This is a genomic window from Mesobaculum littorinae, assembly GCF_004011175.1.
GTDB classification, from domain to species: domain Bacteria; phylum Pseudomonadota; class Alphaproteobacteria; order Rhodobacterales; family Rhodobacteraceae; genus Tranquillimonas; species Tranquillimonas littorinae.
In genome coordinates this window covers 71,366-93,947 of the sequence record NZ_RQXX01000006.1, presented here as the reverse complement: position 1 = coordinate 93,947, position 22,582 = coordinate 71,366, and the positions used below count along the sequence as shown (strand labels likewise).

At 67.2% G+C, this 22,582-nt stretch carries 19 protein-coding genes; 9 read left to right on the top strand and 10 right to left on the bottom strand.

Annotated elements, in window-relative coordinates; all coding sequences use genetic code 11:
* Window positions 1–18 precede the first annotated feature (18 nt).
* From fmdA to urtA, 6 genes are all read right to left on the bottom strand, one after another.
* Window positions 19–1,254: a formamidase gene (gene fmdA, locus EKE94_RS15405; RefSeq protein WP_127907622.1), complete on the bottom strand. Its 1,236-nt coding sequence runs from the start codon at window positions 1,252–1,254 to the stop codon at window positions 19–21.
* A 21-nt stretch (window positions 1,255–1,275) separates the two neighbouring features.
* On the bottom strand, window positions 1,276–1,965 hold the full coding sequence (gene urtE, locus EKE94_RS15400) for an urea ABC transporter ATP-binding subunit UrtE (protein ID WP_127907523.1): 690 nt from the start codon (window positions 1,963–1,965) through the stop codon (window positions 1,276–1,278).
* Between the two features lie 10 nt (window positions 1,966–1,975).
* Complete coding sequence (urtD, locus tag EKE94_RS15395; protein WP_127907522.1) at window positions 1,976–2,725, bottom strand: urea ABC transporter ATP-binding protein UrtD; 750 nt, start codon at window positions 2,723–2,725, stop codon at window positions 1,976–1,978.
* Window positions 2,726–2,731: 6 nt separating this feature from the next.
* The gene (gene urtC / locus EKE94_RS15390) at window positions 2,732–3,850 is read right to left on the bottom strand and encodes an urea ABC transporter permease subunit UrtC (protein ID WP_127907521.1); all 1,119 of its coding nucleotides are present in this window, start codon (window positions 3,848–3,850) and stop codon (window positions 2,732–2,734) included.
* Between the two features lie 11 nt (window positions 3,851–3,861).
* Window positions 3,862–4,770 carry an urea ABC transporter permease subunit UrtB gene (gene urtB / locus EKE94_RS15385; protein ID WP_235856055.1) on the bottom strand — a complete coding sequence of 303 codons (909 nt, stop codon included), beginning with the start codon at window positions 4,768–4,770 and terminating at the stop codon, window positions 3,862–3,864.
* A gap of 90 nt (window positions 4,771–4,860) precedes the next feature.
* Window positions 4,861–6,126, bottom strand: a complete 1,266-nt coding sequence (gene urtA, locus EKE94_RS15380) for an urea ABC transporter substrate-binding protein (protein ID WP_127907519.1) — start codon at window positions 6,124–6,126, stop codon at window positions 4,861–4,863.
* A gap of 201 nt (window positions 6,127–6,327) precedes the next feature.
* Between urtA and EKE94_RS15375 the strand changes: the two genes are divergently transcribed.
* Window positions 6,328–9,753, top strand: a complete 3,426-nt coding sequence (locus EKE94_RS15375; RefSeq protein ID WP_127907518.1) for a hybrid sensor histidine kinase/response regulator — start codon at window positions 6,328–6,330, stop codon at window positions 9,751–9,753.
* On the top strand, window positions 9,750–10,664 hold the full coding sequence (locus EKE94_RS15370; protein WP_127907517.1) for a response regulator transcription factor: 915 nt from the start codon (window positions 9,750–9,752) through the stop codon (window positions 10,662–10,664). The genes EKE94_RS15375 and EKE94_RS15370 overlap by 4 nt, the downstream gene beginning before the upstream one ends.
* Before the next feature lie 215 nt (window positions 10,665–10,879).
* On the opposite strand, the gene EKE94_RS15365 is transcribed toward EKE94_RS15370, so the two are convergent.
* Both EKE94_RS15365 and EKE94_RS15360 read right to left on the bottom strand, forming a co-directional pair.
* Window positions 10,880–11,545, bottom strand: coding sequence for an OmpA family protein (locus EKE94_RS15365; RefSeq protein ID WP_127907516.1), 666 nt, complete (start codon window positions 11,543–11,545; stop codon window positions 10,880–10,882).
* 124 nt (window positions 11,546–11,669) lie between these two features.
* Window positions 11,670–12,539: a methylated-DNA--[protein]-cysteine S-methyltransferase gene (locus EKE94_RS15360; RefSeq protein WP_127907621.1), complete on the bottom strand. Its 870-nt coding sequence runs from the start codon at window positions 12,537–12,539 to the stop codon at window positions 11,670–11,672.
* A 323-nt stretch (window positions 12,540–12,862) separates the two neighbouring features.
* Here EKE94_RS15360 and nth point away from each other — a divergent pair, with 323 nt between their 5' ends.
* Together nth and EKE94_RS15350 are read left to right on the top strand one after the other, a co-directional pair.
* A complete protein-coding gene (gene nth, locus EKE94_RS15355; RefSeq protein WP_127907515.1) occupies window positions 12,863–13,507 on the top strand; it encodes an endonuclease III in 645 nt (214 codons plus the stop codon).
* Window positions 13,504–14,490 (top strand): adenosine kinase, encoded by a 987-nt coding sequence (locus EKE94_RS15350; RefSeq protein ID WP_127907514.1) that lies wholly within the window; start codon window positions 13,504–13,506, stop codon window positions 14,488–14,490. The genes nth and EKE94_RS15350 overlap by 4 nt, the downstream gene beginning before the upstream one ends.
* A gap of 118 nt (window positions 14,491–14,608) precedes the next feature.
* On the opposite strand, the gene EKE94_RS15345 is transcribed toward EKE94_RS15350, so the two are convergent.
* Complete coding sequence (locus tag EKE94_RS15345; RefSeq protein WP_127907513.1) at window positions 14,609–15,427, bottom strand: sulfotransferase family protein; 819 nt, start codon at window positions 15,425–15,427, stop codon at window positions 14,609–14,611.
* 152 nt (window positions 15,428–15,579) lie between these two features.
* On the opposite strand from EKE94_RS15345, the gene EKE94_RS15340 reads away from it, so the two are divergent.
* On the top strand, window positions 15,580–17,157 hold the full coding sequence (locus EKE94_RS15340) for a DUF5928 domain-containing protein (RefSeq protein WP_127907512.1): 1,578 nt from the start codon (window positions 15,580–15,582) through the stop codon (window positions 17,155–17,157).
* 39 nt (window positions 17,158–17,196) lie between these two features.
* Window positions 17,197–17,577, top strand: coding sequence for an HIT domain-containing protein (locus EKE94_RS15335; protein ID WP_127907511.1), 381 nt, complete (start codon window positions 17,197–17,199; stop codon window positions 17,575–17,577).
* A 229-nt stretch (window positions 17,578–17,806) separates the two neighbouring features.
* Here the strand turns inward: EKE94_RS15335 and EKE94_RS15330 are convergent, their stop codons facing one another.
* Window positions 17,807–18,751 (bottom strand): ABC transporter ATP-binding protein, encoded by a 945-nt coding sequence (locus EKE94_RS15330; RefSeq protein ID WP_127907510.1) that lies wholly within the window; start codon window positions 18,749–18,751, stop codon window positions 17,807–17,809.
* A 124-nt stretch (window positions 18,752–18,875) separates the two neighbouring features.
* On the opposite strand from EKE94_RS15330, the gene EKE94_RS15325 reads away from it, so the two are divergent.
* From EKE94_RS15325 to polA, 3 genes are all read left to right on the top strand, one after another.
* Window positions 18,876–19,121: a zinc-finger domain-containing protein gene (locus EKE94_RS15325; RefSeq protein ID WP_127907509.1), complete on the top strand. Its 246-nt coding sequence runs from the start codon at window positions 18,876–18,878 to the stop codon at window positions 19,119–19,121.
* Complete coding sequence (locus EKE94_RS15320) at window positions 19,118–19,651, top strand: hypothetical protein (protein WP_127907508.1); 534 nt, start codon at window positions 19,118–19,120, stop codon at window positions 19,649–19,651. The genes EKE94_RS15325 and EKE94_RS15320 overlap by 4 nt, the downstream gene beginning before the upstream one ends.
* Window positions 19,652–19,786: 135 nt before the next feature.
* Window positions 19,787–22,579, top strand: a complete 2,793-nt coding sequence (gene polA, locus EKE94_RS15315) for a DNA polymerase I (protein ID WP_127907507.1) — start codon at window positions 19,787–19,789, stop codon at window positions 22,577–22,579.
* The last annotated feature ends 3 nt before the right edge of the window (window positions 22,580–22,582 follow it).

The window sequence follows — 22,582 nt, the reverse complement described above, 5'->3', positions numbered from 1 at the left end:
GCGTCTGAGCGTCAGGTGTCAGAGGTCGGCCGCCAGCGGGATATCGACCGAGCCGTCGACCAGCCGGGTCGGACCCTCGGGCGAGGGCATGAGGTTTGCGCCACCTTCGAAGATGTCGGTGGGCAGCCACAGCGTGGCACAGGCATTGGGGATGTCCACGACGCCCGAAATATGCCCCTGCACCGGCGCGGTGCCGAGGATCGCGTAGCCCTGTGCGCCGGAATAGCCGAACTTCTTGAGATACTCGATCGCGTTCAGGCAGGCCTGCCGATAGGCGATGTGGACATCGAGATAGTGCTGCTTGCCGCCCTCATCGACGCTGATGCCTTCGAAGATCAGGAAGTCGTCGTATTTCGGCACGATGGGCGACGGGCGGAAGATCGGGTTCTTGATGGCGTATTTCTCCATCCCGCCCTTGATCAGGCTGACCCGGATGTGCAGCCACCCCGCCATTTCGATCGCGCCGCAGAAGGTGATTTCGCCGTCGCCCTGGCTGAAGTGCAGGTCGCCCATCGAAAGGCCCGCGCCGTCGACATAGACGGGGAAGTAGATCTTGGACCCGCGGCTGAGATCCTTGATGTCGCAGTTGCCGCCATGTTCTCGCGGCGGGACGGTGCGCGCGGCCTCGGCGGCGGCGGCATCGCGCGCGTCGCCCGTCATCTTGCCCATGTGCGCCGACTGCGTGTTGGGCAGGGTGGCCAATTCGGGCACGCGGTGCGGGTCGGTGTCGACCAGCGCCTTTTCGCGGGTGTTCCAGGTGTCCAGCATCTTGCGGTCGGGCAGGCAGCCGATCAGGCCGGGATGAATCAGACCCGCATATTTCACCCCCGGCACGTGGCGGGACTTGGTGAACATCCCGTCGAAATCCCAGATCGACTTTTGCGCCTGGGGGAAGTGATCGGTCAGGAAGCCGCCGCCGTTCTTCTTGGAAAAGAAGCCGTTGAAGCCCCAGTTCATCTCTTCCTTGGCGCCGATGTCGAGGATGTCGACCACCAGCAGGTCGCCCGGCTCGGCGCCCTTTACGCCGATGGGGCCGGAGAGATAGTGCACCTGCTCGAGCTCGACGTCGCGCACGTCGGCGGCATCGTCGTCGTTGGCGATCTGGCCGCCGGTCCAGTCGTAGGTCTCGACCTTGAAGTCGTCGCCCGGCTCGACCCAGCACGCCATCGGGATGTCGCAGTGCCAGCGGTTATGCACCGCTTCGTTGGTGTGGGGGCTTTCGCTCAGGTTCACCGAGATCAGCGTATCGGCCATCATGGCCTCCTTTCTTCTTGGTCAGACGGAGAGGAATTTCGAGACATGCGCCTCATCGATGCCAGCGCGGGGGCTGTCGTGGACCAGCGCGCCCTTCTCGAGCACCAGCACCCGGTCGGCGACGTCCAGCGCAAAACTCAGGACCTGCTCGGACACCACGATGGTCAGCCCGCGCTGGTCGCGGATGCGACGCAGGGTGCGCGCCATCTCGCGGATGATCGACGGCTGGATGCCCTCGGTCGGTTCGTCCAGCAGCAGCACCTTGGGGTCCGAGGCCAACGCCCGGGCGATGGCCAGCTGTTGTTGTTGTCCGCCCGACAGGTTGCCGCCGCGGCGGTGCTTCATCTCGACCAGCACCGGGAAAAGCTCGTAGATGTCGGCGGGCACGCTGCGCTTGCCGGTGACGGACAGCCCGGTCTCGACGTTCTCTTCGACCGTCATCGCCGAAAAGATCTGGCGCCCCTGCGGCACGTAGGCGAGGCCCCCGGCGACGCGGGCGTGCGATTTAAGCCCCGACACCTGCCGCCCGTCGACGGTGATGGTGCCGCCGGTCGCGGGCACGATCCCCATGAGCGACTTCATCAGCGTGGTTTTTCCCATGCCGTTTCGGCCCATGATGGCGACGATCTCGCCCTTGGGCACGGCAAGGTTCAGCCCGTGCACCACCTCGGATTCGCCGTAGCCCGACGACAGGTTCTGGATGCTCAGCATGGCGTGTTCCTCAGTGGCCCAGATAGACTTCGACGACCTTGGGGTCGGCCTGCACATGGGCCATCGACCCCTCGGACAGGCGCTTGCCCTGGTGCATCACGGTGACGCGGGTCGCGATATCGGCGACGAATCCCATGTCGTGTTCGATCACGATGACCGACCGGTCCTGGATGATCCGGTTCAAAAGCTCGGCGGTCTTGCGTCGCTCGGCGACGGACATGCCGGCCACTGGTTCGTCCAGCATCATCAGCTCGGGGTCCTGGATCAGCAGCATGCCGATCTCCAGCCACTGCTTCTGGCCGTGGCTCAGGATCGCGGCGCGGGACTGCAGCATCTCGGACAGAAAGATCGTCTCGGCGATCTCCTCGATCCGGGCGGTGACCCCGGCGTCGCGCTTGAAGGCCAGCGCGCCGAAGACCGAATGCCCGCGGGGATAGGAGATTTCGAGGTTCTCGAAGACGGTCAGATCCTCGTAGACCGAGGGCGTCTGGAATTTTCGCCCGACGCCGGAATGCACGATCTTGTCCTCGCGCATCCGGGTCAGCTCCTGCCCCTTGAACCCGATCGAGCCCGAGGTGGCGCGGGTGCGCCCGCAGATCAGGTCCAGCACGGTGGTCTTGCCCGCGCCGTTGGGGCCGATGATGACCCGGCATTCGTTCGGCTCGACGTAGAAGCTGAGGTTGTCGACCGCCTTGAACCCGTCGAAGGACACGGTGAGATCCTCGACCATCAGGATGAAGTTGGGATTGTTCTGGGCCATCGCCTGTCACTCCGCGGGTTGGGGATTGTCGGCCCGGGCGCGGCGGCCCCGGCCGGGCCAGGCAAGGCGCGGCTTGACGTAGTCGTCGAAAAGCCCGGCCAGGCCGTTGGGAAAGGCCATGACGACCGCGATGAAGAGCGCGCCCAGACCGAAGAGCCAGAGTTCGGGGAAGCTTTCGGAAAAGGTGGTCTTGGCCCAGTTCACCAGAAGCGCGCCGTAGACCGCGCCCAGAAGCGAATGCCGCCCGCCCACGGCGCAGAAGATCACCATTTCGATCGAGGGCACGATGCCCACGATGGTGGGCGACATGAAACCGACCTGCAGGGTGAACATCGCCCCGCCGATCGACGCCATCATCGCGCCGACGCAGAAGACGAAGATCTTGAAGCTGGCGACGTCGTAGCCCGAGAACCGCACCCGGTCCTCGGCGTCGCGCATCGCCACCAGCACGCGCCCGAACTTGGACTTGCGGATCGCCATCGCGACGAAAAGGCAGACGAAGATCAGGACCGCGTTGACGAAGTAGAGCGCGACCTTGGCGCTGTCGGGGCGGATGTCCCAGCCCAGCAGGGTGCGCAGGTCGGTGATGCCGTTGACGCCGCCGGTATAGCCCTGCTGGCCGATGATCAGGATCGTGGCGATGGCCGCGATGGCCTGGGTGATGATGGCGAAGTAGACGCCGCCCACCCGGCGGCGGAACATCGCGAAGCCGATGACGAAGGCAAAGAGGGCAGGCACCGCGAGGATGGCGAGAAGGGTGAAACCGAAGTTGTGGAACGGCTCCCACCAGAGCGGCAGGGCGGTGATCTGGTTCCAGTCCATGAAGTCCGGGATGCCCGGGGTGGACTGGATCGCCGTCGCCTCGGGCGTCGAGGCCTCGAGCTTGAGGAACATCGCCATGCAATAGCCCCCCAGCCCGAAGAACACGCCTTGTCCAAGGCTCAGGATCCCGCCCGCGCCCCAGCACAGCACCAACCCGATCGCCACGAAGGCGTAGGTGAGGTACTTGCCGAAGAGGTTCAGGCGGAAATCGTCCAGCATCAGCGGGAAGACGACGAAGAGGATCAGTGCGAGGATGGCGAGGCCCGCGGCCTCGTCACGCCTGAAAAGGGAAGAGCGGGTCATGTCCGGGGCCCTCACTTGCGAAGCTTCATGGCGAAAAGACCCTGCGGACGCAGCATCAGGATGCCGACCACGGCCAGCAGCGTGATGACCTTGGCCATTGAGCCCGAGAGAAAGAATTCGAGGATCGACTGCGCCTGGCTGATCGAGAAGGCCGAGGCGATGGTACCCAGAAGACTGGCCGCGCCGCCGAAGACCACGACGAGGAAGGTGTCGACGATATAGGCCTGCCCCGAGGTCGGCCCGGTCGAGCCGATCATGGTGAAGGCCGCGCCGGCGATGCCCGCCACGCCGCAGCCGATGCCGAAGGTCAGCCGGTCGGTGCGTTCCGTGTCGATGCCCACGGCGCCCGCCATGGTGCGGTTCTGCGTCACCGCGCGCACCTGCCGGCCCCAGCCCGAGCGGAACATCATGATGTAGACCGCGGCCGAGATCGCCAGCGCCAGAACCATCACGAAAAGCCCGTTGATCGGCACCTCGATCAGGTCGGTGACGGGAAGCGATCCCATCATCCAGTCGGGGATGGTCACGCCGACCTCGCGCGCACCGAAGACCGAGCGATAGGTCTGCTGCAGGATCAGGCTAAGCCCCCATGTCGCCAGCAGCGTGTCGAGCGGGCGCTTGTAGAGGTGCCGGATGATCGCCCACTCCATCGCCATGCCCAGAAGGCCCGAGGCGCAGAAGGCGAGGATCATGGCGACGAAGAAATACGCCCCGAAGAGCCCCGGCGCGTAGGCGGCGAAGAGGTTGGACACCAGGTAGGTGACATAGGCCCCGAGGATCATGAATTCGCCGTGGGCCATGTTGATCACGCCCATCTGGCCGAAGATGATCGCCAGACCCAGCGCCATCAGCACGAAGACCGAAAACAGGATCAGCCCGGCAAAGCCCTGCATCGCGAAGATCGCGCCGAGCTCCGACATCGAATACCCCGAGAACATCGGCAGCACTCCCCATTGGGTTGGAAGAAAGACGGTGGGGCGGCCCTTCGCGGGCCGCCCCCGGCCGCGGGCTTACTGATAGCCTTCGGGGAAGGGGTTGGGCTCGACCAGGTCGTCGGTCTCGAACACAACCTCGTACTGGCCGTCGGCCTTGGCATGGCCGACGCGGGTCTTGGACCAGAGGTGATGGTTCTTGTGGATCTTCACGTAGCCCTCGGGCGCCGAGGTCAGTTCGATCCCCGGGCTTGCCTCGCGCACCTTGTCGACGTCGAAGGAGCCGGCCGCCTCGACCGCGGCCTTCCACAGCCACGGGCCCAGATAGGCCGCCTGGGTGACGTCGCCGATCACCATGTCGTCGCCATAGGCGTCCTTGAAGGCGGCGACGAATTCCTGGTTGTTCTCGTTCTCGATCGACTGGAAATACTTCATGCAGGCATAGGCGCCTTCGATGTTCTCGCCACCGATGCCGCGGATCTCGTCCTCGGTGACCGAGATGGTCAGCAGCAGCGGGCTTTCCTCGGTCATGTCGATGCCGGCGGCCTTGAGCTGCTTGTAGAAGGCCACGTTGGATCCGCCGACGACGATGGCGTAGATCACGTCGGGCTTCTTCAGCCGGATCTTGTTGATGACCGAGTTGAACTGGGTATGGCCCAGCGGGTAGTACTCTTCCCCCACCACGCTGCCGCCAAGCTTGTCCTCGATATGCTTGCGCGCGATTTTGTTCGAGGTGCGCGGCCAGATGTAGTCCGACCCCAGCAGGTAGAAGGACTTGGCGCCCTTTTCGCGCGCCACCCAGTCGAGCCCGGCGATGATCTGCTGCGTCGCCTCCTGTCCGGTATAGATGACGTTGGGGCTTTCCTCGAGGCCTTCGTAGAAGGTCGGGTAGTAGAGGAACCCGTTGTTCTGCTCGAACACCGGCAGCACCGCCTTGCGGCTGGCCGAGGTCCAGCAGCCCATGACGCTGGCGACCTTGTCGTTGACCAGAAGCTTGCGCGCCTTCTCGGCAAAGGTCGGCCAGTCCGACGCGCCGTCCTCCTGGATCGTCTCGATCTTGCGCCCCAGGACGCCGCCCTGGGCGTTGATCTGCTCGATCGCCAGCTTCTCGGCCTGGACCGAGCCGGTTTCCGAGATCGCCATCGTGCCGGTGATCGAATGCAGGATGCCCACCTGGACGGTGTCATCGGTCACGGCCAGCCCGGTGGTGTTCACCTGGTCGGTCGGAAAATCCTGCGCGCGCAGGCCCTTGGGCAAGAACAGCGACGCCGACATCGCGACGCCCCCGGCCAGGATCGCCCGGCGCGAAATTGTGGGGTGGGGAACCTTTTTGTCGTCAGCCATGTTATCCTCGTCTGCTGCGGGAAGGGGTCGATGTCAGGCTGACCTGCGATGCTGCAGCGCGGAATACGTCGAATGACGTATTCGCATGCGCAGAATTTCCCCGTATCCAAGGGCCATGGACCCGCAGTTTCGCCCGCTCGATCCCCCGTGCGCCCAAGTGTGCGCAGCCCTGCGCACCGCCCGTGTGCAAGAGGCGGCGGCATGAACGCCCTGCTGCAGGCGACGCCGGCGAAGCGGGAATACAACCGCCTCGTCGCGGACGAGACGATGGAGGATTTCGCGCTGCGGTTCACCGCGCACCGCGCCCGCCGCTGGTCGGCGGCATGGGTTGCGAACGCGGCGCTCGGCTCGATCTCGTTCCTCGCGCTCGAGGCGATCGGCGCGGCGCTGACGCTCAGCTTCGGGGTGGAGACCGCGGTCACGGCGATCCTCGCGGTCTGCGCGATCCTGTTCCTGACGGGCCTGCCCATCGCCTACTACGCGGCGCGCTACGGCGTGGATATCGACCTTCTGACGCGGGGGGCGGGCTTCGGCTACCTGGGCTCGACCCTCACGTCGCTGATCTACGCGACCTTCACCTTCATCTTCTTCGCGCTCGAGGCGGCGATCCTTTCGCTTGCGCTGCAATTCTGTTTCGGCGTCCCGCTCTGGGCGGGCTACATCGCTTCGGCGGTGGTGGTGATCCCCCTCGTGGCGCATGGCTTTGCCCGGATATCGAAGCTGCAGGCGTGGACGCAGGCGCCTTGGATCGCGCTGAACCTCGTGCCCTTCGTGCTGATGGCGGTGCTGGGGCCGGTCGAGACCGGCTGGACCGAGTTTCGCGGCTTCGACGGCAACAGGTCGCTGACGATCCTGTCCTTCGGCGCCGCATCGGCGGTGGCGTTCTCGATGGTTGCGCAGATCGGCGAGCAGGTCGATTTCCTGCGCTTCCTTCCGCGGCCCGAAACCCGGCGCGCGCGGCTGGGCTGGTGGGCGGCGGTGCTGGCGGCGGGGCCGGGATGGGCGGTCCTCGGCGCGCTCAAGATGCTGGCGGGGTCCTTCCTGACGGTGCTGGCGCTGGCCGCGGGGACGGGGGTGGGCGACCTGACCGACCCGGCGCATCTTTACTTCGTGGCCTTCGAGGCGACGGTGGGCCATCCGGGGCTGGCTCTTGCGCTGACGGGGATCTTCGTGGTGCTCTGCCAGCTCAAGATCAACGTGACCAACGCCTATGCGGGCTCGATCGCCTGGTCGAACTTCTTCTCGCGGCTGACCCATGCGCATCCCGGACGGGTGGTCTGGCTGGTCTTCAACGTCGCCATCGCCTTCCTGCTGATGCAGTTCGGCGTCTTCGGCGCGATCGAGGCGACGCTCAGCCTGTATTCGAACGTGGCTTTGGCCTGGATCGGCGCGCTGGTCGCCGATCTGGTCATCAATAAGTCGCTTGGCCTCAGCCCCCCGGGGATCGAGTTCCGGCGCGCCCATCTTTACGACCTTAACCCCGTGGGGCTGGGCGCGATGGGGGGCGCCGTCGTCGCCGGGCTGACCGCCAACAGCGGGGTGCTGGGACAGACGGCGCAGGCGCTGGCGCCCTTCGTGTCGCTGGGGGCGGCGATGCTGCTGGCGCCGCTCATTGCCTGGGCCACGGGGGGGCGGTTCTACATCGCCCGTCCCCCCGAGCCCTTCGCGGCGGGCACCCATATCTGCGACACCTGCGGCTACGGGTTCGAGGCGCCGGACATGGCGCGCTGTCCCTTCATCGACGGGCAGATCTGTTCGCTGTGCTGCTCTCTCGAAGGGGGCTGCGGCGACAGGTGCAAGCCGCACGGCCGCGCGACGACGACGATCCGCCGGCTGGTCGAGATGGCGGCGCCGGCCGCGCTGGCGCGGTTCCTGACCTCGCGCGGCGGGATCTTCGCCGCGACCTTCGGCGGGCTGGTCGCGGTGGCCGCGCTGGTGCTGACCTCGCTCTACCGGATGCGCGGGGCCGAGACCTACGGCGCGATCCTCGCCACGATCTTCTGCGTCGTGGTGGTGGTGACGGGCGTGGTCACATGGATGGTGATCCTGATCGGCGAAAGCCGGAAGAACGCCCTGGCCGAAGCGGATCGCCAGACCTCGCGCCTGCTGCAGGAAATCCGCGCCCACAAGCGCACGGATGCGGCCCTGCAGGAGGCCAAGGACAAGGCCGAATCCGCCAACCTGGCCAAGACGCGCTATCTTGCCGGGCTCAGCCACGAAATCCGGACGCCGCTGAACGCGATCTTCGGGTTTTCCCAGATCATCGAGGCCGATCCCGGCATCCCGGCACGGCGGCGCGAGGCTGTAAGCACGATCCGCCGGTCGTCCGAGCACCTGGCGGGGCTGATCGAGGGGCTGCTCGACATCTCGAAGATCGAGGTCGGGCAGATCGAGATCGCGCGCGACCGGATCAACCTGCCGGGGTTCCTGAACCAAGTCGGCGCGCTCTTTCGCGAACAGGCCCGGGCCAAGGGGCTGCGTCTGACCATCACCACCAGCGGCACGCTGCCGGTCTGGGTGATGTCGGATGAAAAGCGGCTGCGCCAGATCTTCATCAACCTGATGACGAACGCGGTGCGCTATACCGCGCGGGGCGCCGTGTCGCTGGCCTTCAGCTACCGCAACGAGGTCGCGACGATCACCATCACGGATACGGGGCAGGGCATCGCCCCGGAACAGATGGAGCGGATCTGGCGCCCCTTCGAACGGGCCGGGAACACGCATCCCGGAGGCTCGGGCCTGGGTCTGACGATCACCAAGCTGCTCGTCGATATCCTGGGGGGCGAGATCGTGGCGGAAAGCACGCCGGGGCAGGGCAGCACCTTTCGCGTGCGGCTGATGCTGCCTTCGGTGCCCGACCATGCCGCGCGGCCGGGGCGGCAGGCCGATCTCGAGGGCGATGTCCGCGCGACCGGCTATGCCGGGCGGCGGCGCACGCTGATGATCGTCGATGACGATCCGCATCACCTGTCGCTCTTCGACAGCTTCTTCCGCCCTCTGGGCTTCAACGTAGTCAGCGCCGCGGATGCCACGGTCGCGCGGGCCTTGCTGGACGACCTGGCGCCCGACCTCTTCGTGCTGGACATCGACATGCCGGGCGAGGACGGCTGGTCCCTTGCCCGCTACCTGCGACTTCACGGGCACGGTACGACGCCAATCCTTGTCTGCACCGGACATGCGAGAGAGGCGACAGGTACCCTGGGCGACGTGTCGGTGCACGATGCGTTCCTGGTGAAGCCCTATACCCTGACGGACATGCTTGAAACCATCGCGGCGCTGCTGCGGGTCGACCTGCTTTACGAAGGCGAGCCGACCCCAGATGCCGTGCCTCGGGCCGGCACGGGCGCCCTGACTTGTCCCGCCCCGGGCGCGCCGGCCGCTGCGGCGATCCCCCCGGGCCCTGTCGCGACAGGCGCGCCGCCCTTCACCCCGGCCGAGCTGGAGTCGCTTCTGTCCAGCGCCCGCATCGGTCACGCCCGCGGCCTGTCGCAACAGCTCGACCGGATCGAGACGGGGCTGGCCGGCGCAGGCCCGGTGCCGTCCGAGGTGGCCGAGCTGCGTGGCCTGCTCAACGCCTATGACCTTCCCGCGATCGAGGAGGCCCTTGTCAGATGGATGCACGCATGACCGCGCCCGACGCCCGCATCGCCTCGGTCGCGCTGATCGTCGACGACGATCCCGGATCGGTCGGGATGGTGACCTCCGCGCTTGAGGACAGCGGCACCACCGTGCTGGTGGCCCGCGACGGGCTGCGCGCACTGGAATTGCTGGGCCGGATCGATCCCGACGTGATCCTGCTGGATGCGGTGATGCCCGGGCTGGACGGGTTCGAGACCTGTCGCCGGATGAAATCCGCGCCGGTGATGACCGAGGCGCCGATCATCTTCATGACCGGTCTCAGCGGGTCCGATGACCTGCGCCGCGGGCTGGCCGCGGGCGGCGTGGATTACGTGACCAAGCCGGTCAGGGTCGACGAGCTGATCGCCCGGGTCACGACGCATATCCTGAACGCCCGGCAGGTGCGCGACCTGCGCGCGGCCTTCGATACGCAGGACCGTTCGGTTTTGGCCGCCGCGCCCGACGGCACGCTGGCATGGGCCTCGCCCAAGGCCTTGGAACGGCTGGAGCGGGTGCGGGCGCTTGGCGCGGACGGGCGGCTGGCGGGGGCGGCGCTGTTGCGCTGGATCGCCGGCCTGCGGGAAATGGCGGTCTCGTCCGCCCCGATCTTCGAGCTCGGGGATGCAGCGATGCGCTATACCGGCCGGACGGGCGAGGGCCATTTGCTGGTTCGGATCGACGCCGCCGATGCCCGCGCGCCGATCGATCGGCTGACCGAGCGTTTCGCCCTGACCACGCGCGAGGCCGAGGTGCTGGTCTGGCTGGCGCAGGGCAAGGCCAACCGCGACATTGCCGAGATCCTGACGCTGAGCGCGCGGACGGTGAACAAGCACCTGGAACAGGTGTTCCAGAAGCTTGGCGTCGACAACCGCACGGCTGCGGCGCTGATGGCCGATCGGATTCTCTCCGCCCGGGCTTGAAGGGCGGGGCCGGTGGAATGGCCCGCGGACCGGTGCGGACGGGCTTTTGCAAGAGAACCGCGGCGGGCAACGGGTCACCCGCGGCCTTGGCATGGCAGCGGCGGCCTGCAAGCGGCGCGCCTCGGTCCAGCCGGCGGAACGAAAAAGGCCGGGCGCTGTGCCCGGCCTTGTCCTCGTGTCGCCCGGGTGACCCCGGCTCACCTGATCGGAAAGGATCAGTTGGTGGTGGGCTGGATCACGATGTCGACGCGGCGGTTTTGCGCGCGGCCATCGGGCGTCAGGTTCGACGCGATGGGCGCATCCTCGCCACGGCCGATTGCGCTGACCCGGTAGGACGACACGCCGTTCGCCCGCAGGATCGAGGCGACGGATTGCGCGCGGCGCTCCGACAGGTCCTGGTTATAGGCGGCCGAACCGGTGTTGTCGGTGTGGCCCACGACCTGAACCGTCGAATTCGGGTAGCGGTTGAGGTTCGAGGCGAGAACCCGCAGGTCGGATTGCAGACCGCCCGCGACAGCGGCGCTGTCGGTGGCGAACAGGATGTCCTGCGGCATGCGCACGATCAGCTGCGAGCCGGTGTTGACGACGTCGATGGCCCCGTTCGAGAAGCCGCCGCGCAGTTCCTTGGCCTGCTGGTCCAGCTGGTTGCCGATGGCGGCACCGGCGGCCGCGCCCAGAGCGGCGCCGATCGCCGCGTTCTTGCGCTTCGAGCTGCCGCCATCCGTCGCCGCGCCCAGGATGCCGCCGACGACGGCGCCACCAAGGGCGCCCTGCGCCGTGCGCTCGCGCTCGCCGCCCACGGTGTATTGCGACGTATCGCAACCGGCCAGAGTCAGGCCGCCGGCCAGTGCCAGGATAAGTGTCCCTTTAGATGCGATCATTGTGTCCTCGTCTTCCATAACTGTCGCACATCTCCGCCGCGGTTATTAAGCGATCTTGCGGTCAGGTGCGAAGGGAAACGCGGGATCGGCGAAAACGCGCCATCACATTCGCGAAACCGGAGCGTCATAGCCCGGTTTCGGCGGACTCCTGCGCCAGCAGCACCCGCTTGACTGGCAGACCCCAGTGATAGCCACCCAAGCCCCCGGACTTGCGCAGCGCGCGGTGGCAGGGGATCAGCCAGCTGACCGGGTTACGGCCCACCGCCGTGCCCACGGCGCGCACCGCGCGCGGGCTGCCGATGGCGCGGGCGATTTCGCCGTAGGTCGTCACCCGCCCCGAGGGGATCCGCATCAGCGCCTCCCACACCTTGATCTGGAACGGCGCACCGGCGACATGCAGCCGCAGCGGCGCGTCCTGCCGTTGGGTACCCGTACCGGCGTCCGATGCCTCCTCGCCATCCGGTTGCCGAAACGCCGTGCCGCGCGGCCCCAGAACGCGCGCGGCCACGGGGGCCACGGCGCCGGGGTCGGCTATGAAAGTCGCGCCGGGCCAGCGGGCGGCGAGGTCGGCAAAGGCGGCCTCCTCCCCCGTTTCGTCGGTGAAGGCCAACCCGCAGATGCCACGCTCGGTCGTCATCACCAGCATGCCGCCGAAGGGGCTGTCGAAGCGGCCCCAGTGGATCGTGCGGCCGGTGCCGCGGCGGGCATAGTCGCCGGGGCTCATCGCCTCCCACGTGACGAAAAGGTCGTGCAGACGCGACGATCCCGACAGCCCCACCGCCGCCGCGGTGTCGAGCGTGGTGAACCGGTCGGTCAGCAGGCGCCGCGCGTGCCCCAGTGCCAGATACTGCTGGTAGCGCTTGGGCGAGACGCCGGCGAAGCGGGTGAAGACCCGCTGGAAATGCGCGGGCGACAGGTGCATCTCGGCCGCGATCTGATCGAGCGACAGGCGCCCGCCGTCGGCCGCGTCCAGCCGGTCTATGGCGCGCCGCATCAGCTGCCAGTGATAGCCCGCCTCCTGCGCGGCAGAGGTGGCTGGGGCCGGTATCTCCGGTTCCGGGGCAGAGGCGGGGGCCTCATCACGGGCAGGCGGGACCTGCTGGCGCTCGGGCAGGGGCTCGGCCCCGGTGTCGGGCCGTGTCCGCGGGGATGGCAGGGCGTCGGTCATCGCTGGGCTCCGGTGGCGGTGTCGTTTCAGGCTAGCGGTCCGCACCGCCCCGCGCGACCCGGATCTTGCGCGAATGGGGCGCGGCCCCGCCCGCGGGCGGGGCGCCGATGGCTTGCCCGCGCCGCGCGAAGGCGTCATACCTCGCGGCCATGGCGCGACAGCTTCCCTATCAGACGGTCAAGGAGATCTTCACCCGGTTCGAGGCGTCCGAGCCCGAACCCAAGGGCGAGCTGCATCACCTCAATGCCTTCACCCTTCTGGTCGCCGTCGCGCTGTCGGCGCAGGCGACCGACGCGGGCGTGAACAAGGCCACCGGGCCGCTGTTTCCCGTGGCCGACACGCCGCAGAAGATGCTCGACCTCGGCGAAGAGGGTCTGACCGGGTATATCAAGTCGATCGGGCTTTACCGCAACAAGGCCAGGAACGTGATCCGCATGTCGCGCATCCTGGTCGAGGAACATGGCGGCGAGGTGCCGTCGTCGCGCGCTGCCCTCGAGGCGCTGCCCGGGGTGGGGCGCAAGACGGCGAATGTCGTGCTTAACATGTGGTGGGGGCACCCGGCACAGGCCGTTGACACGCATATCCTTCGGGTCGGCAACCGCACCGGCATCGCGCCGGGCAAGGACCCCGTCGCCGTCGAGCGCGCGATCGAGGATCACGTGCCGGCCGAATTCCAGCGCCACGCCCATCACTGGCTGATCCTGCACGGGCGATACATCTGCGTGGCGCGTAAACCGAAATGCAAGGCCTGTCTCATATCAGACCTCTGCGCATACGAGGACAAGACCACATGAGCTATGACGTCATCGGCATCGGCAACGCCATCGTCGACGTGATTGCCCCCGCCGACGACAATTTCCTCGATCACATGGGGATCGAGAAGGGGATCATGCAGCTCGTCGAACGCGAGCGGGCCGAGATGCTCTATGCCGCGATGGATGTGCGCACCCAGACCGCGGGCGGGTCGGTCGCCAACACCATGGCGGGGCTGGGGCGCCTGGGCCTGTCCACGGCCTTTATCGGCAAGGTGCGCGACGATGCGCTGGGCCGGTCCTATGCCACGGACATGGAGCAGGCGGGTACGGCCTTTCCGAACCCGCCGGTCGCGGATGCGCAGGCACCGACCTCGCGCTGCATGATCTTCGTGTCGCCCGACGGCGAGCGGTCGATGAATACCTACCTGGGCGCGGGCGCGGACCTGAACAGCGGCGACGTGCCCGACGCGATCTTTGCCGGTGGCGGGATCCTTTTCCTGGAAGGATACCTGTTCGACAAGGATGACGGAAAGACCGCCTTTGCCGAGGCCGCGCGCGCCATGCGCGCCGCGGGCGGGCTGGCTGGCATCACGCTCAGCGATCCGTTCTGCGCCGACCGGCACCGCGCCGATTTCCAGCGCCTCATCGCCGACGAGATGGATTTCGTCATCGGCAATGCCGCCGAGTGGAAGACGCTTTACGAGACCGAAGATCTGAACGAGGCGGTCGACCGCGCGGCCCAGGTCTGCGGCACCGTGGTCTGCACCCGCTCGGGCGATCCGGTGTGGCTGCGCCGCGGGGACGAGAGGGCCGAGATCCCGGTCGAGACGGTGGTGCCCGTCGATGCCACCGGCGCGGGCGACCAGTTCGCGGCCGGGTTTCTTTTCGGCTACGCGCGCGACCTGCCGCTCGACACCTGCGGGCGTATGGGCGTGGCGGCAGCGGCCGAGGTCATCGGCCATATCGGCCCGCGCCCCGAACGCGACATGGCGGCGGTGTTCCGCGAGCTGGGCCTGATCTGACCCGCACGCCGGGGCACTGACGTCAGGAAAGGGGGCCGCGGCCCCCTTTTTCATGGCACCTGCCGATGGCGCGTGGGGTCATGACGCACTGGCCCGGGTGGCCGGTGTCGACGCGCGGTCAGTCGCCCAGCTTCGCGTGCACCTCGTCCAGGTCGATTTCGCCCTTTGGCATCTTGTTGCCCGGGTTTTCGAAGTCGTAGCGGAACAGGCGAAAGTCCTTCTTGAAGACCTCGTACATCAGGTGCATCGACAGGTCGTCGAAATAGTCCTCGACCGGGTGCGCGCGCTTCGGCCCGTGGCCCTCGCTTTCGTTGAACCGCGGGATCGCGTCGAGGTCGACGCGGTGCGGCGTCTCGACGGCGTCCAGCACGGATTGCATCCCGGCGTTGAAATCCTCGGTCCAGATGATCCGGTCGTAGTGCCCGCCGTTGACGATGAAGGTCGAGACATGGCCCGACATCGCCGACCAATGGATATCGGGGTCCATCGGCTTGCGGAACCGGATGGTGTCCCGCACGAACAGCAGGAACCGGCGGAACGAGGTGATCTGGTCGAATTCCTGCTTGCCGTCCTCGCCGCCGACCTCGATCCCGTATTTCTGGATCAAGAGCGGGACGAGGTTGCCGCGGTAGCGCCGCCCGTTGCGCTGGATGCCGCAGATCTTGTCGAAGAACGACGACAGCACCCGGGTGTAGGGATTGCGCACGCAGGTGAAGGCGTAGGAGCGATGTGCCGCGACATTGGCGGTGATCGCGGCCTGGCTGCTGTCGATCCCCCACTTGTGCAGGCCCGAGGTCGCATCGTGGATGTCGCCGTCGAAGAATGCGCCGTGGTCAGAGTAATACATGATCTGGCCGATGGTCGAGCAGGCGCATTTCGGGACGACCCGATACACCATGCTTTCACTTTCGGTCATCCAGGTGCCGGGAAAGCCCATGGTCCTGCCTGTCTCCTCCTCGTGCCGGGGTGTGGCGCCCGTGCGATTGCCGGTGTGATGAAAAGACCAAACAAGGACTGTCAACACAATGGGTCTTCGCGCTAAGGGAGGGGATCGGCTGAAGACAGATCGAGACTATTGCAAAAGGGCCCATGGCGAAAATTGCCTTTATCCTTCTGTGCCACAAGGACCCCGAGGCGATCATCCTGCAGGCGCGGCGGCTGACGGCCGCGGGCGACTGCATCGCGATCCACTTCGACGCGCGGGCCCGGAGGGCGGACTATGCGCGCATCCGCGCCGCGCTGGCCGACAATCCCAGCGTCACCTTTGCCCGCCGCAGGATCAGGTGCGGCTGGGGCGGGTGGAGCCTGGTCGACGCGACGCTTCAGGCGGTCGAGGCCGCGGTCACGGCCTTTCCGCGGGCCACGCATTTCTACATGCTGTCGGGCGACTGCATGGCGATCAAGTCGGCGGAATACGCGCATGCCTTCCTCGATGCCGAGGACGTGGATTACATCGAGAGCTTCGATTTCTTCGACAGCGACTGGATCAAGACCGGGATCAAGGAAGAGCGGCTGATCTACCGCCACTACTTCAACGAGCGCACGCAGAAACGGCTGTTCTACGCTGCGCTTGACTGGCAGCGGCGGCTGGGGCTGCGGCGCGAGATTCCGGGCGACCTGCAGATGATGATCGGCAGCCAGTGGTGGTGCCTGCGTCGTCGCACCGTGGAGTGGGTGCTGGATTTCACCCGGGCCCGGCGCGACGTGATGCGGTTCTTCGCCAGCACGTGGATCCCGGACGAGACGTTCTTTCAGACCCTCGTGCGGCACCTGGTGCCGGGGCGGGAGATCCGGTCGCGCACGCTGACCTTTCTGATCTTTTCCGACTACGGGATGCCCACGAGCTTCTACAACGATCACTACGACCTGCTGCTGGCGCAGGATTTCCTGTTCGCGCGAAAGATCAGCCCCGAGGCGACCGAACTGAAGCAGCGTCTGGGCGATCTCTATGCCTCGACCGGGACGAGGTTCACGATCTCGAACGAAGGGCGGCGGCTGTTCTCGTTCCTCGTCGACCGGGGCCGCAAAGGGCGCCGCTACGCGCCGCGGTTCTGGGAGACGGAATCGACCCTCGGGCGCGAGCGCGAGCTGATGATCGTGGCCTGCAAGAAGTGGCACGTGGCCAAGCGTCTGACCGAGGCGATCCGCGACCGGACCGGTCTGCCCGCGCTGGACTACGTCTTCGACGAAGAGCACGCGGCGCTTCCCGACCTCGGCGGGATCGAGACGACGATGGCCAAGCGGGGCCGGCACAGGCGGGCGCTGTTGCGGCTCTTGTTCGACCATTTCGACAGCGACCGGCTGGTGATCTGTCTCGATCCCGGGCATCTCGACCTGATGCGCGACTTCACCTCGGACCGGTCGGTGAGCCGGATCCTGGAGATCGACTGCGAGATGCCCGATGCCTATCTCGCCGGTCATGCCCGCCGCGTGGGCCTGGCCGGGGACAGCACCCCGCCCGAGGCGATGGAGGCGCTGCTGCCGACGATCCGGCGCGATGTCGTGAACGAGAGCGACGCGTTGCACGATGCGGGGTTCGACCACCTCTACCTGATGCGCGAGGCGGCGCCGCCCGAGGCGAATGCCGCTGCGCTGGCTGGGTTCCTGTCGATCCCGCAGGACGAGGCGGCGCAGCTCGCGGCCCTCGACTATCTCTTTGCGGATTGAGACAAGGGGCGCGACAGGAGTTTTGAAGGGGAGGGGCCGATGGCCTACGACTACGACGACCAGAACATCTTTGCCAAGATCCTGCGCGGCGAGATCCCGAACGACACGGTGCTCGAGACCGAGCACAGTCTGGCGTTTCGCGACATCAACCCGCAGGCGCCGCAGCACATCCTGGTGATCCCCAAGGGCGCCTATGTCTGCCACGATCACTTCGCGATGGAGGCGACGGCCGATGAGATCGTGGATTTCGTCCGGGTCTCGGGCCAGATCTGCGCCGACCTGGGCGTGACACCGGGTGCGGAGGGGCCGGGCTACCGGGTGATGGCCAATGCCGGGGAGCACGGCCATCAGGAGGTTCCGCACTACCACCTGCACATCTTCGCCGGCCGCCCGCTGGGGCCGATGCTGGAACAACCCTGAGCCGAAAGGCGGCGTCTTGCGACGCCACGCCTGCCCTCCCCACCGGGGTCTTGCGCCCCCGGCGGGGCCCGTGGCGGGGAAGGCGGGGCCTTCCCCGTGCCTCCGGCGGGAGTATTTCTCAAGAGAAGAAATGGCAGGGATCCGCGTCGATGCGGATCATTGCGCGTGCGGCCCCGGGGGGGCGGAATCCGCTGTGTGGTCCCCGCGGGGGGCGTGGCCCCGGGCGTCGTCAGGCGGCGGGGCGGCTGCGGGTGAGGTCGAGGAAGACCTCTTCGAGGTGCGGCTCTTCGGTGCCCACGTCGCGGATGCGGATGCCCGCCTCGCGCACCGCTTCTAGGATCTCGCCCGGGGCCGTCGCCGAGGGGCTGTAGGCAAACGCCAAGGCGCCACCGGCGCGGCGGTCGAGTTCGACCCCCGCAGGCAGGGGCAGGGTTTCGGGCGCGGGGCCCTCGGGCTGGATCACCAGCGTCTTGCGGTCGAGGCGGGACAGCAGGTTGCGGGTCTCGTCGCGCACCACGACCTCGCCGTGGTTGATGATGGCGATCTCGTCGCACATCTCCTCTGCCTCCTGCAGGTAGTGCGTGGTCAGGATGATCGTCATCCCGCGTTCCCGGTTCAGCCGGCGCACGTTCTGCCACAGCATCTGGCGCAGTTCGATGTCGACACCCGCGGTGGGTTCGTCGAGCACCAGGACATGCGGGTTGTGCACCAGCGCCTTGCCCAGAAGCAGCCGCCGGCGCATGCCGCCCGAGAGCGACCGCGCATAGGCGCCGGCCTTGTCCTCGAGCCCGATCATCCGCAACACCTCGTCGGTGGTGCGCTGCCCTTTCGGCACGCCGTAGAGACCCGCCTGCACCTCGAGCGCGGCGCGCGGGGTAAAGAAGGGGTCCATGTTCAGCTCTTGCGGCATCACCCCGATCGAGGCGCGCGACTGGCGCGGGTTCACGTCCTGGTCGAAGCCCCAGATCTTGACCTTCCCCGAGGTCTTGAGCACGAGCCCCGCGAGGATGTTGATGAGCGTCGACTTGCCCGCGCCGTTCGGCCCCAGGAGCCCGAAGATCGAGCCTTGGGGAATCGTCAGGTCGATGCCTTTCAGGGCCTCCTTCGGGGCTTCGCCGCGTTCGCCCGCGTAGGTCTTGCGCAGGCCCTCGATCTCGATCGCGTTACCGGTCACGCTTGCTCTTTCCTTTTCGCCGCGGCGGCATCGGTGCCGGGCCTTGTCCGCGATACCATGATCGCTATCATGCCGCGCGACTTAGGGCCTTAGGCCTCTGGCGACAACCTGAAGGGAGCCCGCGATGTCCGAAAAGCCGACCGATATTTCCCCCGAACGCCCCGCCCGCGCAACCGCCGCGCCCGAGACCGAGGTCGTGACCGCGATCCGGATCGCCTGCGACGGAGGCTCGACCGGGCTGGGGCACCCCCGTGTCTGGCTGCAGATCCCCGAGGATCGCGGCTGGGTCGAATGCGGCTACTGCGACAAGCGTTACGTGCTGAAAGGCCACCCGGTGGCGCGCGAGCTGGGGCTGACGGACGCGGGATGATCCGGGCGCTGGCGGTTCTGCTGATGCTGGCCCTGGCCGCCCCCGCGGGCGCGGCCGAGCGCGGGTTGCTCTGGAACCGCACCGGCCTGCCCGCGGTCTTTCCGCTGCAGGTCAAGACGCCGCCGGGCGCGGCCTGGCGCGTCACCCTGCTGGACGCGGAGACGGGGCGCGCGGGCTTGGCCGCGGCCTTCGATGGCGGCGCGTTCTTCCGTGTTCTGGTGCCGCCCGGCCGCTATGATCTGCTGTTCGAAGCGGGGCAGAGCTTCGACTCGGACGGATTCGGAGCGGAAGGGCCGTCCGACAGCTTCGTGCTGGAGCGGCGGCTGAGCTTCGAGATCTCGCCCGGAGGGCGCAAGACCGGCCACATCGTCGACCTGACCGAGAGAGGCGAGGCGCGGGTCACCGCGCAAAGCATCTGCCAGGGCGCGCTGCTGATCCCGCGCGAGGGGATACGCCCGCAGCGGAAGGATGCGCCGCTGACCGAGCGCTATCCGTCCTACGAGCTGGAGATCTACGACCGCTATTGCTGAAGGCGCCAGGGCAGGGCGCGGGCGCGCGGCCCGGGTGCCGCCGCGGGCCGGTTGAAGCGGCCTCGTCATCGGCTGTGGCATTGTGTAGAGACGGGGCGCATTCCCACTTATCCCGGCACGCGGCGAGGAACCTCCATGACGTTCGGCAAGGGCCATCATCTGCATCTGGTCGACGGGTCGGCCTTCATCTTCCGCGCCTACCACGCGCTGCCACCGCTGACGCGGAAATCCGACGGGCTGCCGGTGGGCGCCGTGTCGGGCTTCGTCAACATGATCTGGAAGATGATCGAGGATAATCGTGGCCCCGACGCCCCCACCCACGCCGCGGTGGTCTTCGACAAGGGCAGCCATACCTTCCGCAACGACCTCTACGATCTCTACAAGGCCAATCGCGACGAGATGCCCGAGGATCTGCGCCCGCAGATCCCGCTGACGCGCGAGGCGACGAAGGCCTTCAACATCGCCTGTCTGGAACAGGAAGGGTTCGAGGCCGACGACATCATCGCCAGCCTGTCATGCAAGGCGCGCGACGCGGGCGGTCGGGTGACGATCATCAGCTCGGACAAGGATCTGATGCAGCTGGTGGGCGACGGGGTCGAGATGTTCGACGCGATGAAGAACCGCCGCATCGATGCCGAGGGCGTGCGCGAGAAGTTCGGTGTCGGCCCCGACCGCGTGGTCGACGTGCAGGCGCTTGCGGGCGATTCGGTCGACAACGTGCCGGGCGCGCCGGGCATCGGCATCAAGACCGCGGCGCTGTTGATCAACGAATACGGATCGCTCGACGAGCTGCTGGAACGCGCCGAGGAGATCAAGCAGCCCAAGCGCCGGCAGACCCTGATCGAGCATGCCGAGCAGATCCGCCTGTCGCGCCAGCTCGTCAGCCTCGATTGCAACATGGACCTGGACTATGACCTCGATAGCCTCGAGGTGAAGGAGCCCGAGGCCGAGGTGGTGCTGGACTTCCTCAACCGGATGGAGTTCCGCAGCATCACCAAGCGGCTGGCCGAGCACCTGGGCGCCGAACCGCCCGCGATGCCCGAGCCCAAGGCCGAGGCCACGCCGGCCCCCGAGATGCCCGAGATCGACCCCGACGCCTATGAGTGGGTGAAAGACGAAGAGGCCCTGCAACGCTGGATCGGTGCGATCCGGGCGAAGGGCGCGGTCGCGATCGACACCGAGACGACCTCGCTGAACGAGATGCGGGCCAAGCTGGTCGGCATCTCGCTCTGCGTCGAGCCGGGACAAGCCTGCTACATCCCGCTGACCCACCGCTCCGAGGGGCAGGACGGGGACCTGTTCGGCTCGGATGCGCTGGCCGAGGGGCAGATGCCCATGGCGCGCGCCCTGGAACTTCTGAAACCCGTGCTCGAGGATCCGGCGGTCCTGAAGATCGGTCAGAACATGAAGTACGACCTCAAGATCCTCGCCGCCGAGGGGATCGTGCTGGCGCCCTTCGACGACACGATGCTGATCTCCTACGCGATGCATGCGGGTCTGCATACGCACGGGATGGACACGCTGGCCGACCGCTACCTCGGGCACACCTGCATCCCGATCAAGGAGATCCTGGGGACCGGCAAAAGCCAGATCACTTTCGACCGCGCGCCCATCGACAAGGCGGTGCGCTACGCGGCCGAGGATGCGGACGTGACGATGCGGCTGTGGCGGACGCTGCGCCCGCAGTTGCACACCGCGCGGACGACGACGGTCTACGAAACGCTGGAACGCCCGCTGGTGCCGGTTCTGGCGGCGATGGAGCGGCGCGGCGTGAAGGTGGACCGCAACACGCTGTCGCGCATGTCCTCGGCCTTTGCGCAGAAGATGGCCGCGCTCGAGGCCGATATCCACGCGCTGGCGGGCGAGCCCTTCAACGTGGGCAGTCCCAAGCAGCTGGGTGAGATCCTGTTCGACCGCATGGGCCTGCCCGGCGGCAAGAAGGGCAAGGCGGGGGCATGGTCGACGCCTGCCGACGTGCTCGAGGATCTGGCGACGACGCACGACCTGCCCGCGCGGGTTCTGGACTGGCGCCAGCTGTCGAAGCTGAAATCGACCTACACGGACGCGCTGCAGGAACACATCCACTCCGACACGGGCCGGGTGCACACAAGCTATTCCATCGCGGGCGCCAACACCGGGCGGCTCGCCTCGACCGACCCGAACCTGCAGAACATCCCCGTGCGGTCGGAAGAGGGGCGCCGCATCCGCGAGGCCTTCGTGGCCGAGCCGGGGCACGTGCTGGTGTCGCTCGACTACAGCCAGATCGAGCTGCGCATCCTGGCCCACGTGGCGGGGATCGAGGCGTTGAAGCAGGCGTTCCGCGAGGGCCAGGACATCCACGCGATGACGGCGTCCGAAATGTTCGGCGTTCCGCTTGAGGGCATGGACCCGATGGTGCGGCGGCAGGCCAAGGCGATCAACTTCGGGGTGATCTACGGCATCTCGGGCTTCGGCCTGGCGCGCAACCTGCGTATCCCGCGGGACGAGGCGCAGGGCTTCATCACCCGGTATTTCGAGCGGTTCCCCGGCATCAAGGACTACATGGACGACACCACCGGTTTCGCCAAGGAACACGGCTACGTCCAGACGTTGTTCGGCCGCCGGATCAACACGCCCGAGATCGGCGCCAAGGGGCCGCAGGCGGGATTTGCCAAGCGTGCCGCGATCAACGCCCCGATCCAGGGCACCGCGGCCGATGTGATCCGCCGGGCGATGATCCGGATGCCCGACGCCATCGAAGGGCTGCCTGCGAAGATGCTGCTGCAGGTGCACGACGAACTGCTCTTCGAGGTCGAGGAGGGATCGGTCGACGCGCTGACCGCCGCCGCGAAAGAGGTGATGGAAGCCGCGTCGCTGCCCGCCGTCGACCTCTCCGTCCCGCTGGTGGTCGAGGCCGGGGCGGGCCAGAACTGGGCCGCCGCGCACTAGGTG